Origin of the sequence: Collinsella aerofaciens, assembly GCF_040910265.1 — a bacterium.
In the GTDB taxonomy this organism is placed as follows: domain Bacteria; phylum Actinomycetota; class Coriobacteriia; order Coriobacteriales; family Coriobacteriaceae; genus Collinsella; species Collinsella aerofaciens_BK.
Map to the genome: position 1 here is coordinate 37906 of NZ_JBDGAW010000009.1, position 14170 is coordinate 52075.

The following is a 14170-nucleotide window of genomic DNA, read 5'->3' on the forward strand; positions in this document are numbered from 1 at the left end:
CAGTGCATCGCCCCGCTCATTGGGGACAGACTTACATGAGTGCTTTCACGCATTTGGGACAGACATCGATTTGTCATTTTGTCGTTTTGGGCATGTTTTTGTCGTTCATTGTATATAAATAGGTCACAGGCTCAGCATTTTGCGTTGCTTCTCTCCTTTTAGGTGTTGCCTGATCAGTTTGAAAGGAGAGATTATGCCCCGATGCGCCCGCGAAATTTCGCTCACCGGCTATTATCACGTCTTTGACCGCGGCAACTCCAAACAGATCATTTTTGAAGATGATTCCGACCGTTATCGTTTTCTATCGGACATCTCGGACAGGTTTGCCTGCCATGACGTGGCGGTTTTGGCCTGGTGCCTTATGGACAACCACTTCCATTTGATGGTTGATGACCCGTATGACAACCTTTCAAAGGCAATGCAGTGCGCACTGACGGCATATGCTAAGTATTTCAATGGGAAAACGGGGAGAACGGGTCATCTGTTTGACAATCGCTATTCTCGGGTTGCGGTTGAGTCAGACACGCAGGCAGTGCAGCTGCTCGATTATATCCATCTCAATCCCGTAAAAGGCGCGCTCGACTCGCTCGATGCCTACCGCTGGTCAAGCTTCAGGGCATACCAGCTGGGCTACGATCCCTTTGACATCTGTGATGCGGCCCCCATGCTCGATATTGTCGGGGGTTCCCGTCGCTATTGCGAGCATCTTAAGGAAGTTGCCGGGCGGATCTGGTCAGTGGAGGTTCTTCCACGCCGGCGGATCCCCGATGAGGAGGCCCTTTCCGTTGCGCGCGAAGTCCTGCCGAGCATAGATCCTGCGCTGCTCAAGGCCCTGCCACGCCCCGAACGCGATGCCTGTCTGCTGAGGCTCAGGCGGGCGCATCTCACGGTCAAGCAAATTGCCCGCATCACCGGTATCGGCGCTACAAGCGTGACCAAGGCCACCACTGGCTGGAACGAGGCTGCCTGAGGTATGGATTGGGACCGTTCGATGCACTGTTAGCTTAGGAAAGCACTCATCTAAGTCTGTCCCCAATGCGTGAAAGCACTCATGTAAGTCTGTCCCCAATGAGTGCCCAATGAGTGCAAAAAAGGCGCCCTCCGTGGGGGAGGACGCCTTTGGTAAGTTCTATGTGAACGCGAGGTCTTTGACCCGGAGAGTCCGAGGTACTTGTTGGTAAGACCTTATTTAGGAGCGCGCAACCTTGCCGGACTTGAGGCAGGTGGAGCAAACGTTCATCTTGCGACGGTGGCCATCGACGACGACGTAGACGCGCTGGATGTTGGGGCGGAACTTACGGTTGGTGACGCGGTGAGAGTGGCTGATGGAGCGACCGGCAACGGGGTGCTTACCGCAAACTTCGCAAACTTTGGACATAACTGACCCTCCTTGGGCGACAAACGAACATGTCGCGTTAACAAACAATCCTGAACTATAGCACAGAAGTCACTCCCTGTGCGCAATCTACACAGAGATATTTCTCTTTTGGCGATAGTGCCCACGCCACGGCCCTGGACGTAGATCCGATTTGCGTGCAGCAGGGGGGATTATGCCAGCTCGCAACAAGGTTTTCAAGCTCGTCCCACAAATATATATAGGTTTATTGAGCGTAGGAATCCGTTTACGGATTGCTCTGTATTTATGCTCGCAATTAAGCTCAAGGTTGGCTACACTATCCCTTGACCATTAAAGGGGTACGAGATACCCACATGGAATTACATAGCTGCCAAAGAGCAGCCCTTCCTGTGGGTGTCTGGTCCGCTTTGAGCGGTCGGGCATCTATTTTTTTGACTGTGTCAGCAGTCAAGACATGTGAGGAAGGAGATCGATGGGCACGACTTCCCCCAAGGCGGTCATCATGGACGAGACCGCCGTCAATCGAGCGATGACCCGCATCGCGCACGAGATTCTCGAGCGCAACGAGGGCTGTGAAGACCTCGCTCTGGTCGGCATCGTCACGCGCGGCGACCTTCTGGCAAAGAAGCTCGCCGAGGAGATCAAGGAGATCGAGGGCGTCGACGTTCCGCTCGGCAGCCTCGACATCAGCTTCTATCGCGATGACTATGCGACCAATTTCGCTCCCGCGATCCACGCCACCAACATTCCCTTCAGCGTCGACGGCAAGCGCGTCGTGCTGGTGGACGACATCCTGTATACGGGTCGTACCATTCGCGCCGCTCTGGACGCCGTCATGGACCTGGGCCGTCCGAGCCGCATCGAGCTGGCGGTCCTCGTTGACCGCGGCCACCGTGAGCTCCCCATCTCGCCGGACTTTGTCGGCAAGAACGTTCCCTCGTCGCATGAGGAGAACGTGCACCTATATATGAAGGAAGTCGACGGCCACACCGCTGTCGAGATTAACGACGTCGCGCCGGGTTCCCATGTGGGCTCCGCGCCGCTGGGAGGTGAGTAGTACCGTGGCGTTCAACCATAAGCACCTGATCGACATTACCGAGTACTCCGAAGAGGACATCAAGCTCATCCTCGAGACCGCCAAGGCGTTCTCCGAGGTCAACGAGCGTGCGATCAAAAAGGTCCCCACGCTCAAGGGCAAGACCATCGTCAACATGTTTAACGAGCCTTCGACGCGCACCCGCAGCTCCTTCGAGCTTGCCGAGAAGCGTCTTTCGGCCGACAGCCTCAACTTTGGCGGCTCCTCGACCTCTACGGTCAAAGGCGAGAGCCTCGTCGACACCGTCGAGACCCTCAACGCCTACAAGATTGATTGCATCGTCGTGCGCGATAAGCACGCCGGTGCTCCCTACATCGTCACGCAGAACTCGCCCGCGAGCGTCATCTGCGCCGGTGACGGCAAGCACAACCATCCCACGCAGGCCCTGCTCGACCTGTACACCATCTGGGAGCATAAGGGTGACTTCCACGGTCTGAAGGTCGCCGTCGTCGGCGATATCGCCCACTCCCGCGTCTGCGGCTCGCTGATCCCTGCTCTTAAGATCATGGGCTGCGAGACCTACGCCGTCGCCCCCGGCACGCTGCTGCCGCCGGCGCCCGAGGTTCTGGGCTGCGACCACGTGACGAGCGACCTCGATTCCGTCCTGCCCGAGCTGGACGTCGTCTACATGCTGCGCGTGCAGCAGGAGCGCCTCGAGGGCGCTCCGTTCCCCACGATTCGTGAGTACCACAAGCTCTTCGGCCTGACCAAGGACCGCGAGAAGCTCATGAAGCCCGATGCGATCATCTGCCACCCGGGCCCCATCAACCGCGGCGTCGAGTTCGACTCCTATATGGCCGACCACCCGCAACGCTCCGTCATCCTGGAGCAGGTCTACGCCGGTATCTGCGTGCGTATGGCTATCCTGTATCTGCTGCTTGGAGGTGCCGATAATGGCCTTGCTTCTTAAGAATGCCCACGTCGTCGACCCGTCCGTCGAGCTTGACGGTGTCGTTGACGTCCTGATTGACGGCGACAAGATCGCCGAGGTCGGCGAGAATCTCGCCGTCGAGGGAGCCGAGGTCCGCGACCTTTCCGGCAAGTACCTCGTCCCCGGTCTGGTGGATATGCACGTTCACCTTCGCGAGCCCGGCTACGAGGTCAAAGAGGACATCGAGAGCGGCACCCGCGCAGCTGCCAAGGGCGGCTTTACCGGCGTGTGCTCCATGCCCAACACCGATCCCGTCACCGATAACGGCACCGTCGTGGAGTTCGTCAAGTCCCGCGCTGCCGAGGTCGGTCACTGCCGCGTCTATCCGTCGGGCGCCATGACCCGCGGTCTTAAGGGCGAGGCCATGTCCGAGATGGGCGATATGGTCGCCCACGGCGCCGTCGCCTTCACTGACGACGGTCGTGGCGTTCAGGGCGCGGGCATGCTCCGTCGCTGCATGGACTACGGCAAGATGTTCGGCAAGGTCTTTATGAGCCACTGCCAGGACGAGGACCTGGTCGGCCACGGCCAGATCAACGAGGGCAAGGTCTCGACCCGTCTGGCTCTCGAGGGCTGGCCGGCTGCCGGCGAGGAGCTCCAGATCGCCCGCGACATCGAGATCGCCAAGCTGACCGGTGCCAAGCTGCACATCCAGCACATCTCCACCGCCCATGGCCTGGAGATCGTGCGTGCCGGTAAGGCCGCTGGCGTTCAGGTTACCTGCGAGGCCACCCCGCACCACATGTTCCTGACCGAGAACGATCTGGACGAGACCTACAACACCTCGCTCAAGGTCAATCCGCCGCTGCGTACCGAGGAGGATGCCGAGGCCATCCGCCAGGGCGTCATCGACGGCACCGTCGACGCTATCGTCACCGATCACGCTCCCCACACCCCGTGGGAGAAGGCCCGTGAGTTCGAGCTTGCGCCCTTCGGCATGATCGGCCTCGAGACCTCGCTGCCGCTCGTACTCACCGAGCTGGTCAACACGGGCAAGATGAGCATGGGCCGCATGGTCGAGCTCATGGCCATCAAGCCGCGTGAGATCCTGGGCCTCGACCAGGTTCAGGTCAAGGCGGGCTCCGTCGCCGACCTGACCGTCTTCGACGCGTCCGCCACCTGGACGGTCGGCGAGGACGGCTACGAGTCGCGTGCCGAGAACTCCGGTTTTGCCGGCCGCACGCTCACCGGTCGTGCCACCGATGTGTTTGTCGGAGGTAAACAGACGCTTGCCGACGGCTGCATCTGCTAGCATAGCCTTATCGCTTTTGTGCGCGGCGCCCTTGCGGTGCCGCGCTTTCTGTTCGCCTGAACCATGCAACCGCATGGGGGATTGGAGCGTCTATGCCCACACCTTCCACTGCACGCATGCACGACTTCGAGGTCGTCTCGAACCAGGAGATCGCCGACGGCATCTTCTCGCTCGTTATCTCGGCCCCCAAGCTTGCAAGTGCGCTCAAGCCCGGTCAGTTTGTGAACATTGCCGTGCCCGGCGATGCGTCCTCGCTGCTTCGCGTGCCCCTGAGCTTCTATCGCGCCGACGCCCAGGCCGGCACCGTCGAGCTGTGGTACGCCGTCGTGGGCGACGACACCCGTCGTCTGTCGCAGATGGCCCCCGGTTCCACCTCTAATCTGCTGGGCCCTGGCGGCCGCGGCTGGCTTGTGCCCGAGGGCACCAGGAAGGCGCTGCTCGTTGCGGGCGGCATCGGTGTTCCGCCCGTGCTGTGCCTTGCCGGCATGCTCGTCGAGCAGGGTGTGGCCGTCGACGTGTGCCTGGGCTTTGGCACCGCGTCCAAGGCCGTGGGCGTCGATGAGTTCCGCGCGCTGGGCGCCACGGTCAACGTGTGCACCGACGACGGCTCGCTCGGCACGCACGGTTTTTGCACCGACCCGGCAGCCGAGCTGCTTGGAGAGGGCGGCTACGATTACGTCGCCAGCTGCGGTCCCGCCGTCATGATGAAGAAAGTCGCCGCCGCTGCCGCCGATGCCGGTGCGTACTGCGAGGTGTCGCTCGAGCGCATGATGAGCTGCGGCTTTGGCGCCTGCAACACCTGCAATGTCGAGACAGTCGACGGTATGAAGGGTGCCTGCATGTGCGGCCCCGTGTTCGATGCTTCCAAGGTGGTGGTCTTCTAGTGGGTACCGTGAACATGGCCGTCGATTTCGGCGGCGTCAAGATGCAGAACCCCATCAACACCGCAGCCGGTACCTTTGGCTACGGTTGGCAGTTCCAGAACTTCTTTGATGTTTCCCAGCTGGGCGCCATCACCACCAAGGGTTGTGCTGCCGAGCCCTGGCCCGGCAATCCCGCACCCCGCATGGCCGAGATTCCCGGCGGTATGATCAACTCCGTGGGCCTTCAGAACCCCGGCGTGGCCGCCTTTGCCCGCGAGTCCGGTCCGTGGCTCGAACAGCTGTCCAAGGACGGCTGCCAGGTCATCTGTCAGGTTGCCGGCCACTCCGTTGACGAGTTTGTCCGCGCACTCGAGATGTATGTCGAGCTGTGCCCCTGGGCTGCCGGCTACGAGATCAACGTGAGCTGCCCTAATATCGCCGCCGGCGGTGCCGCCATGGGTTCCACGTCCGAGGGCGCCTCTTCCGTTATGGCCGCCTGCCGCAAGGTGACCGATAAGCCGCTGTTCGTGAAGATGGCGCCGGTCAACGTCGCCGAGATCGCCAAGGCCCTCGAGGCTGCCGGTGCCGACGGCCTTTCGGTCATCAACTCCATCCAGGGCATGGCCATCGACGTCCATACCCGCAAGTCCCGCGTGGCCAAGCCCAAGGGCGGCCTTTCGGGCCCGCTGTGCCACCATATCGCCGTGCGCATGGTCTGGGAGGTTGCCCAGGCCGTCGATATCCCCATCAACGGTGTCGGCGGTGTCATGACCGGCGAGGATGCGGCTGAGTTTATCTTGGCCGGTGCCACCTGCGTGTCGGTCGGCATGGCCAACTTCGTCGATCCGTGTGCTTCGCTTAAAATCGCGCATGAGCTCGAGGCCTGGGCCGAGTCCCAGGGCGTGAAGGACATCAACGAACTGGTAGGTGCTTTCGAATGCTAGAGACCGATGCCCGCGACCGCGTAATCGTCGCTCTCGACTGCGACCGTGAGCGTGCGCTCGAGCTCGCCCACGAGCTTTCGGGCCATGCTGCCTGGCTCAAGGTCGGCATGACGCTCTATTACGCTGAGGGTCCCCAGATCGTCAAGACCTTTAAGGACCTTGGCTTTAAGGTCTTCCTCGACCTTAAGTTCCATGACATTCCGCATCAGGTGCGCGGCGCTGCCCGCTCGGCCTCGCTTGCCGGTGCCGACCTGCTTTCGGTCCACGGCCTGGGCTCGGGCGCTATGCTCGCTGCCTGCCGTGAGGGTGCTGAGGAGGCACGCGAGGACCGCGCCAAGCTCGTCGCCATCACCGTGCTTACGAGCATGAATCAGGATGCGCTGAGCGAGATCGGTGTCGAGTCGCCTGTTGCCGAGGAGGCCGCCCGTCTGGCAAAGCTCGCCCAGGCCAACGGTATCGACGGCATCGTGTGTTCGCCGATGGAGGCTCACGACATGCGTGAGCTGCTGGGTCCTGATGCTCTGATCGTGACTCCGGGCGTGCGTCCGGTGGGTGCCGCCCTTGGTGACCAGTCCCGCGTGGCGACGCCTTCTCAGGCTATCGAGCGTGGCGCAAGCCACATTGTGGTGGGCCGTCCCATCACCGGTGCCGACGATTCGGTTGCCGCCTTTGACGCCATCGTCGCCGAGCTGGTAGAAAACGTCGCGTAAAGATTCCCCTAAGTCACCACTTTTGGGTCTCATTAGCACAAAATAGCCCCTGTGCCTGCGTAAACTTTCCCATCCTTTGTGTGGAATCGCAGGTCAGGGGCTTAACTTTGGGCGCAGTATATTGCACTTTTTGCGGGTATCGTCTAACCTATGGAGCCGCGATTGGGCATTTTGTACGTTCTACGTGCTAAAATGCCAATTATTGAATCAGATATAACCCAACTATTTGGAGGTACGAATGGCACTCCCTCAGCTTACCGACGAGCAGCGCAAGCAGGCTCTTGAGAAGGCTGCTGCCGCACGTCACGCCCGCGCTGAGCTTCGCGAGCAGATCAAGAAGGGCGAGAAGTCCCTCGAGTCCGTGCTCAACTCCGATGACCCCATCGCTTCCCGCATGAAGGTTTCCACCCTCATCGAGTCTCTCCCCGGTTATGGCAAGGCCAAGGCCGCCAAGATCATGGAGGAGCTCGGTATCTCCGCTACTCGTCGCGTCCAGGGCCTCGGCGTCCGTCAGCGCGAGCAGCTCCTCGAGCAGCTGACCAAATAAGTGAGCGCTCAGGATTCCAAGCTCTTTGTGATTTCTGGACCGTCAGGCGCAGGCAAGGGTACGCTCGTCACTCGTGTGCGCGAGCGCCGCTCGAACCTGGGTCTGACGGTTTCGGCTACCACACGAGCACCACGCAAAGGTGAGGTCGACGGCGTCAACTACTTTTTTCTGACGCGCGAGGAGTTCGACCGCCGCGTGGCAAACGGTGAGTTTGTTGAGTGGGCCGAGGTCCACGGTAACTGCTACGGCACGTTGGTGAGCGAGGTCACATCCAAGCTCGCCTCGGGCTCGTCTCTGATTTTGGAGATCGATGTCCAGGGCGCCCTGCAGGTGAAGGAGCGTTTCCCCGAGGCCGTGCTGATCTTTATCAAGCCGCCTTCGCTTGAGGTGCTTCGCGAGCGTCTAGTCGGTCGCGGTACCGAGACGCCCGAGACGATTGAGCTGCGTATGGCAAACGCCGCCGATGAGCTTGCCCTTGCCGACCGCTACGACGACGTCGTGGTGAATGACGATCTCGACCGCGCGACCGATGAGCTCGTTCGCGTTCTCGATATGCATGAAAGGATCTGAGGTCCGTGTCCGTTGTAAAGCCTTGCATTGACGATCTTCTGGAGAAGACCGATCACAACCGCTTCCTGCTCGCTTCGCTTGCCTCCAAGCGCGCCTGCGACATCAATAGCATGCTGCGTGGCCAGCACAACCGCGTGCTTGCCGTCCAGGATGTCGATGACATCACCATCGGGCTTTCCGGTGCCGATACCATCTCGATGGCTATGGACGAGATTGTCGACGGCGACATCTCTTACGACGAGGCCCGTTACGAGAAGGCGCTCGGCCACAAGGTTGCTGAAGCCTAAATGGCGGCTCGCGTCTGCCTGGTCCACTATCACGAGGTTGGGCTGAAGGGCAAGAACCGCGCACATTTTGAGCATATCCTCATGGATAACATCAAGGCGGCCTTGGCCGCCTTTTCCGTGAATGCCGTGTCTCGAATTTCCGGTTATATCCTCGTGACCTTTAACGAACATCAGGCCGACGAGGCGGCGCGTGTCATTCGCACCGTTCCCGGCGTTGCCCGTGTGTCTTTGGCGTATCACACCAACCGCGACCCGCAGGAGTACTGCGCCGCCGCCGTCAAGGCGCTGCGCGAGTTTGGTTCCTTCGATTCGTTTAAGGTGCACGCCAAGCGCTCCAATACTGACTATGAGCTCACCTCGATCGATATCAATCGTCAGGTGGGCGAGGTACTGTGTGAGGCCTTCCCCGATAAAAAGGTTCAAATGCACGACCCCGATGCAATGGTGCACGTACTGGTGGTCCAGGGTAGCGTTTACGTGTACGCACGCTCCGAGCGCGGCGTGGGCGGTCTGCCGGTGGGTTCTGCCGGCAAGGTCGTGACGCTGCTGTCCTCGGGTATCGATTCTCCGGTGGCGACCTGGATGCTCGCGCGCCGCGGCGCGGTTTGCGTGCCGGTACATTTCTCCGGTCGTCCGCAGACGCCCGATACGAGTGAGTATTTGGTGCAGGATATCATCCGTGCGCTTGAGCCGGGTGTCCAGATCGGCCGTCTGTACGTGGTGCCGTTTGGCGACTGCCAGCGTGAGATTTCGGTCACCTGTCCCAGCAACCTGCGCGTGATCATGTATCGCCGCATTATGTATTCGGTTGCTGAGCGCATTGCACACATCGAGGGTGCCAAGGCCATCGTGACCGGTGAGTCGCTTGGACAGGTTGCCTCCCAAACGCTTGAGAACATCATGGCCGTCAACGAGGCCGTGAAGATCCCCGTGTTCCGTCCGCTCATCGGTTCGGACAAGCAGGAGATCATCGCGCGCGCCGAGGAGATCGGTACGTTCGATATCTCGACTGAGGCCGCTCCCGACTGCTGCACGCTGTTTATGCCGCGCCGTCCCGAGACGCACGCTAAACTCGATGCCGTGCATGAGGCCTGGGAACTGTTTGATCACGAGGAGATGATTGAGCGTCTGCTCAAGCAGACCGAGTACATCGACTTCGAGAGCAACACGTACAAGGCCCCTAAGACCTTAAAACGCAAACATTCTGAGCTTGCTCCGCGTGAGATTTACCAAGATCACGAGTAACTTTGTGCATAGACCGACGATGCGCCTGCATCGTCGGTCTTTTGCTATCTGGGCATTTTGCGGCTAAGTGTTCATTTGCTGACGTGTGCCTGAATAAATGGACATTATTTCGTAAGGTTTTGGTCAGCTTTTGGTTTGACCGCGAAAACCGGTTTTGGGGCGTGGCTGTTGCGGAGCTCCTTTCCTGACACGATGATGTTGGGAGGTTTTGCTATGGCGCAGCGCGAACAACACGAACGAGTCAAAAAGATGGACCGCTGGGCGGGCAAATTGCTCGGTCATAAGGCAGTGGTGATGGCGATACTGGTCGTCATTGCGATGGCGAGTGGACTGGCAATGGCGAACTTTGGCGGCGGTGCCGGCGGTGTGTCGTTTGAGCGCACTGATGGTTCGGGCACGTTAGTGGAGCCGGGATCCGGCGATGCTTCGAGTGGAAAGACATCTGAAGGCTCTTCGCCTAAGGCGTCTGCCGCGGCAGAGGTCTATGTCGATGTTGATGGCGCCGTGGTGTCACCCGGTGTATATCGCCTCAAAGACGGGGCGCGGGTGGCTCAGGCGATTGATGCCGCCGGCGGGCTGGCGCCCGAAGCAGACGTTACGGGGCTTAATCGTGCATCCAAGGTCACTGATGGACAAAAAATTCACGTTCCAACGGTAGGGGAGCAGCAGGTGTCCATTGCGGAAGCCGGTGTTGATGGTGGGGCTTCCGCATCGTCGGGCGTTAGTGGCGCAACAGGCCTAGTAAACATCAATACGGCAAGCGCAGAAGAGCTGCAGACGCTTTCGGGCATCGGCCCCTCCATGGCCCAGTCGATTATCGATGAGCGGACAAAGAACGGTGCTTTCGCCTCGGTTGACGATCTGATGCGTGTGTCGGGAATCGGCGAGAAGAAGCTTGCCAAAATCAAAGATTGCATCTGCGTATGAGCGCGACCGAGCGCGAGCACGTGATGCCTCCGCGGCCCCTGATTCCGTGGACGATGGCCCTGTGTGCCGGCATGTGCATAAGCTGCGTCTTGGTGCTCAACATAGCCGCTGATGCGCTGCTGAGGGAGCGGGCGCCGGCGGTCGGGCCACTATGGGCCATTCCCTTTGCGGCAGCGGTATTCGTTGTGCTGGCTCAATCTTGTGCGCGGCTTGCTCCTTGGAAGCGGTGGCTGTATGCCGCTTCCGTCGGTCTCGTGGCGGGAGCGGTCGTCTCGGCGTGGTGGGCTGTGGGTGCGCTCAACTCCTCGAAGGCGCTCGACGGTCGAGCGGCAAGCAGCCTCGAGTTTGCCGTGCAGGGTGACCCATCCATAAACGACGACGTGTATTCCTATACCTGCGAGGCACGCGCGGACGGTAAGAACTTGGCAACGGTTCGCCTATCGTGTGATCGTGAGCTCAAGGTCGGGGCGCACGTGCGTGTTATCGGTCGCGTTTTACGTTTTGAGAACGATGCGTATGGACGATCGCGCGTGCTCCGAGGCGAGGTGCGCAAGGTTAAAGCCGTTCGGATTGTGTCGGTCGATGAGGGCTCTCCGGTGCCGCTGCTTCGGCTGCGAAATGGGCTGCTTGCATCCATCGCGCCTGCGACCGACCCGGCGCGTGCGCTCATAGCCGGTGTCGTCTGCGGTCGTTCGGCCGAGCTACGCGCACAGCCGGCGGGCGACTGGTTTTCGGTGACGGGAACGGCGCATCTTATCGCCGTCTCGGGCAGCCATTTGGCTATCGTGGGCTTTGTAATCGAGAGCGCTTTGCAAATGACTCGCTGCTCGCGTGGACTGCAGCGGGCGCTTTTAGCGGTAACGCTTGTGGCCTACGCCGCCTTTACGGGTGCATCGCCCTCGGCTGTTCGTGCGTGTTGCATGGTGGCGGCAACGCTTGTCGCCAACGGAGCGGGGCGTCGTCGGCACGGCCTCTCAGCGCTCTTTGTGACCATGTCGATTTTTATGCTGCTCCGTCCAACGGTGCTGTTCGAGATGGGCTTTCAACTTTCGTGTGCCAGCGTTTTCGCCATCCTGTGCTTTTGCCCGTATGCGACCTACGCTTTGGGTGAGTTGGGCGTGCCGACGGGCATTGCCGGCATACTTTCCGTCACGCTCTGCTCGCAGCTGGCAACGGTTCCCATCACTGTTCCCGCGTTCGGGACGTTTTCGCTCATTGCCCCGCTTGCAAATGCCGTGATCGCCCCAGTGGTGAGCGTGTTGCTTGCTGTTTCGATTGTGTTGGCGCCGTGCTCACTCGTGCCCCTGTTACGACCCTGGTCGCTTGTGGTTCCCATGATTGCCGCTCGCTGCGCGCTGTTCTTTGAACAGCTCTTCGCAGCCGTGCCGGGTGCGTCCGTGAGCGTACCGCCCGATTCCATTTGGATATACCTAGTGCCGCTTTCTTTGGCGGCCCTCTTGGTATGGTGGCCACGACCGCGTGCTCGCCCCATGGCTGCAGGGTTGCTGTGCTTGGCCCTCGCGGTGGTTGTCCCGTACGTCTACTGGGATCGATTTGCTCCGCCTTTGGTGACGATTCTCGATGTGGGTCAGGCCGATGCCATTCTTATCCGTCAGGGCGGTACCGTGGCGCTCGTCGACTGCGGGCTCGATGAGCGTGTGGTGACGGCACTGGTGCGCAACAACGTGCACCATATCGATGCCGTTTTTGTAACGCATTGGGACGAGGATCACTGGGGCGGTTTACCTGACGTGTTGGAACAGTTTTCGGTTGGAACCATTGCCGTGGCGGCGAATGCGCTGGAGGATGCCCCTGCCGAGGTACTGAACCGATCTGGCGTGGAGTATCGGCAGGTGCGGCGTGGAGATACCGTTGACATTGGCGCATTTCGCGCCCGCGTGATGTGGCCATTCGAGTCCGTGGATGGCGAAGGCAATGAAGACTCGCTCGTCCTGCTGCTCTCCTATGCTCAGGAAGGCAAGAGCCTGCGTATGCTCCTAACCGGTGACGCTGAGCTCGATCAAGAGCGTGAGTTTGCACAGGAAGTGGGGGACATCGATGTCCTTAAGCTTGGACATCACGGCTCCAAGGTTTCGGTCGATGGCGAGCTACTGGATGTCTTAAGGCCCGAACTCTCCATTGCGAGCGCTGGCGAGGGCAACCGCTACGGTCATCCGTCGGATGCCTGCGTCGATGCCGTGAGGAAGGCGGGCGGCGCTTTCATGTGTACGATCGAGCGCGGTGACATTACCATCACACCGACCGCGAAGGGCTTTGCGATGCGATGCCAGCGACCGTAGCGACGTCGTTGGCGCGCCGTAGGTCCCTGGGCTAGAATGGCGTGGTACGAATTAGAGGGCCTGCGGGAGGGGAGCGCGATGTCCGAAACCGGTCTGCTGCCGGCATATCTGATCGTCGGTACCGACGGAGTCAAGCGCGATCACGCCGTCTCGCGTATGAAGGCTCGCTTGGAAAAGTCGGGCATGGTCGAGTTCAACCTCGACGAACGTGACATGACTAAAGACCCCGATATCGAGTCGATCATCGGCTCGCTCAATACCTTTCCCATGGGCAGCGAGTTTCGCCTGGTGATTCTCGACGGCTGCTCTAAACTTGCCAAGGCGGTCTCGGAACCGCTCGTCGAGTATCTTGCGAGTCCCAGCCCCACGACGGTCTGCCTCATCATCGCCGACTCACTTGCCAAGAACACGCGTCTGTACAAGGCGATCGCAAAGCTCGATAAGAAGGCCGTGATCGATTGCTCGGGCACCAAGCGCTGGGAGCTGCCGCGCCGCGTGCAGCAGATGGCCACGCAGCACGGCAAGTCTATCTCGACGGCCGCAGCTGAGGAGCTCGTCTCGCGCTCGGGCGAAAACACCCGCATGCTCGATAACGACCTGGCAAAGCTTGCCCAGATGGTCGAGGCGCCCCAGATTGAGCTTGCCGATGTGGAGCGCTGGATCGTGCGTACGGCCGAGGTTCAGCCCTGGGACTTCCTCAACGCCGTTTCGGCCCGCGACATGCGCCGTTCGCTCGAGCTTTTTAAGCTGCTGCCCTCCAAGAGCTATGTGTGGACCTACACGCTGCTGTGCGGGCGCATCCGTGAGCTGATTGTCGCCAAGGCCCTCGATGCACGCGGACAGGGGCGTGAGCTCGCCGCAACGCTCAAGCTTCAGTCCTGGCAGGTCAAGAACCACCTGACTTGGGCGCGCCGGTTTTCGATGGCTGAGCTCGTCGCAGCCCTCGAGGGTGCCGTTGATGTTGAGCTTGCACTCAAAGGTTCGGCCGATTCGGAGACCGCGCTTTTGCTCTGGATTACGAACATCTTGAGAAAATCGTGATGATACCTGCCTATTTGACAAATTCGTTCTATCCCTTTGAGGGGGAGCGTGCTATAGTAGGCGCTTGCATGACCTCACCGTGTCTCAGAGGTGTCATACA

The 14170-nt window shown here is 60.2% G+C and carries 15 protein-coding genes; 14 read left to right on the top strand and 1 reads right to left on the bottom strand.

Annotated elements, in window-relative coordinates:
- Positions 1-193: 193 nt before the first annotated feature.
- The gene (locus AB5Z14_RS05370; RefSeq protein WP_099431811.1) at positions 194-970 is read left to right on the top strand and encodes a transposase; all 777 of its coding nucleotides are present in this window, start codon (positions 194-196) and stop codon (positions 968-970) included.
- A gap of 219 nt (positions 971-1189) precedes the next feature.
- On the opposite strand, the gene rpmB is transcribed toward AB5Z14_RS05370, so the two are convergent.
- A complete protein-coding gene (gene rpmB / locus AB5Z14_RS05375) occupies positions 1190-1378 on the bottom strand; it encodes a 50S ribosomal protein L28 (RefSeq protein WP_022094725.1) in 189 nt (62 codons plus the stop codon).
- 451 nt (positions 1379-1829) lie between these two features.
- Between rpmB and pyrR the strand changes: the two genes are divergently transcribed.
- From pyrR to holA, 13 genes are all read left to right on the top strand, one after another.
- Positions 1830-2414 carry a bifunctional pyr operon transcriptional regulator/uracil phosphoribosyltransferase PyrR gene (gene pyrR, locus AB5Z14_RS05380; RefSeq protein WP_006236123.1) on the top strand — a complete coding sequence of 195 codons (585 nt, stop codon included), beginning with the start codon at positions 1830-1832 and terminating at the stop codon, positions 2412-2414.
- Positions 2383-3363, top strand: coding sequence for an aspartate carbamoyltransferase catalytic subunit (locus AB5Z14_RS05385; RefSeq protein ID WP_222847414.1), 981 nt, complete (start codon positions 2383-2385; stop codon positions 3361-3363). The genes pyrR and AB5Z14_RS05385 overlap by 32 nt, the downstream gene beginning before the upstream one ends.
- Complete coding sequence (locus AB5Z14_RS05390) at positions 3347-4636, top strand: dihydroorotase (RefSeq protein ID WP_368130604.1); 1290 nt, start codon at positions 3347-3349, stop codon at positions 4634-4636. The genes AB5Z14_RS05385 and AB5Z14_RS05390 overlap by 17 nt, the downstream gene beginning before the upstream one ends.
- 116 nt (positions 4637-4752) lie before the next feature.
- Positions 4753-5520: a dihydroorotate dehydrogenase electron transfer subunit gene (locus tag AB5Z14_RS05395; RefSeq protein ID WP_368130644.1), complete on the top strand. Its 768-nt coding sequence runs from the start codon at positions 4753-4755 to the stop codon at positions 5518-5520.
- Between the two features lie 14 nt (positions 5521-5534).
- Positions 5535-6443 (top strand): dihydroorotate dehydrogenase, encoded by a 909-nt coding sequence (locus tag AB5Z14_RS05400; protein WP_368130645.1) that lies wholly within the window; start codon positions 5535-5537, stop codon positions 6441-6443.
- Positions 6437-7153, top strand: a complete 717-nt coding sequence (gene pyrF, locus AB5Z14_RS05405; protein WP_368130606.1) for an orotidine-5'-phosphate decarboxylase — start codon at positions 6437-6439, stop codon at positions 7151-7153. Before AB5Z14_RS05400 ends, pyrF begins: the two co-directional genes overlap by 7 nt.
- 238 nt (positions 7154-7391) lie before the next feature.
- Positions 7392-7700 (top strand): integration host factor, actinobacterial type, encoded by a 309-nt coding sequence (gene mihF / locus AB5Z14_RS05410; RefSeq protein ID WP_006236130.1) that lies wholly within the window; start codon positions 7392-7394, stop codon positions 7698-7700.
- On the top strand, positions 7701-8270 hold the full coding sequence (gene gmk, locus AB5Z14_RS05415) for a guanylate kinase (protein WP_099431806.1): 570 nt from the start codon (positions 7701-7703) through the stop codon (positions 8268-8270).
- 5 nt (positions 8271-8275) lie between these two features.
- Positions 8276-8557, top strand: coding sequence for a DNA-directed RNA polymerase subunit omega (locus AB5Z14_RS05420; protein WP_035138532.1), 282 nt, complete (start codon positions 8276-8278; stop codon positions 8555-8557).
- Positions 8558-9802 carry a tRNA uracil 4-sulfurtransferase ThiI gene (gene thiI / locus AB5Z14_RS05425; protein ID WP_006235944.1) on the top strand — a complete coding sequence of 415 codons (1245 nt, stop codon included), beginning with the start codon at positions 8558-8560 and terminating at the stop codon, positions 9800-9802.
- Positions 9803-10015: 213 nt separating this feature from the next.
- Entirely contained in the window at positions 10016-10729 is a 714-nt protein-coding gene (locus tag AB5Z14_RS05430; RefSeq protein ID WP_368130607.1) for a helix-hairpin-helix domain-containing protein, read from the top strand.
- Positions 10726-13029, top strand: coding sequence for a DNA internalization-related competence protein ComEC/Rec2 (locus AB5Z14_RS05435; protein ID WP_368130608.1), 2304 nt, complete (start codon positions 10726-10728; stop codon positions 13027-13029). Before AB5Z14_RS05430 ends, AB5Z14_RS05435 begins: the two co-directional genes overlap by 4 nt.
- A gap of 78 nt (positions 13030-13107) precedes the next feature.
- Positions 13108-14070 (top strand): DNA polymerase III subunit delta, encoded by a 963-nt coding sequence (gene holA, locus AB5Z14_RS05440; RefSeq protein WP_368130609.1) that lies wholly within the window; start codon positions 13108-13110, stop codon positions 14068-14070.
- Positions 14071-14170: the final 100 nt, after the last annotated feature.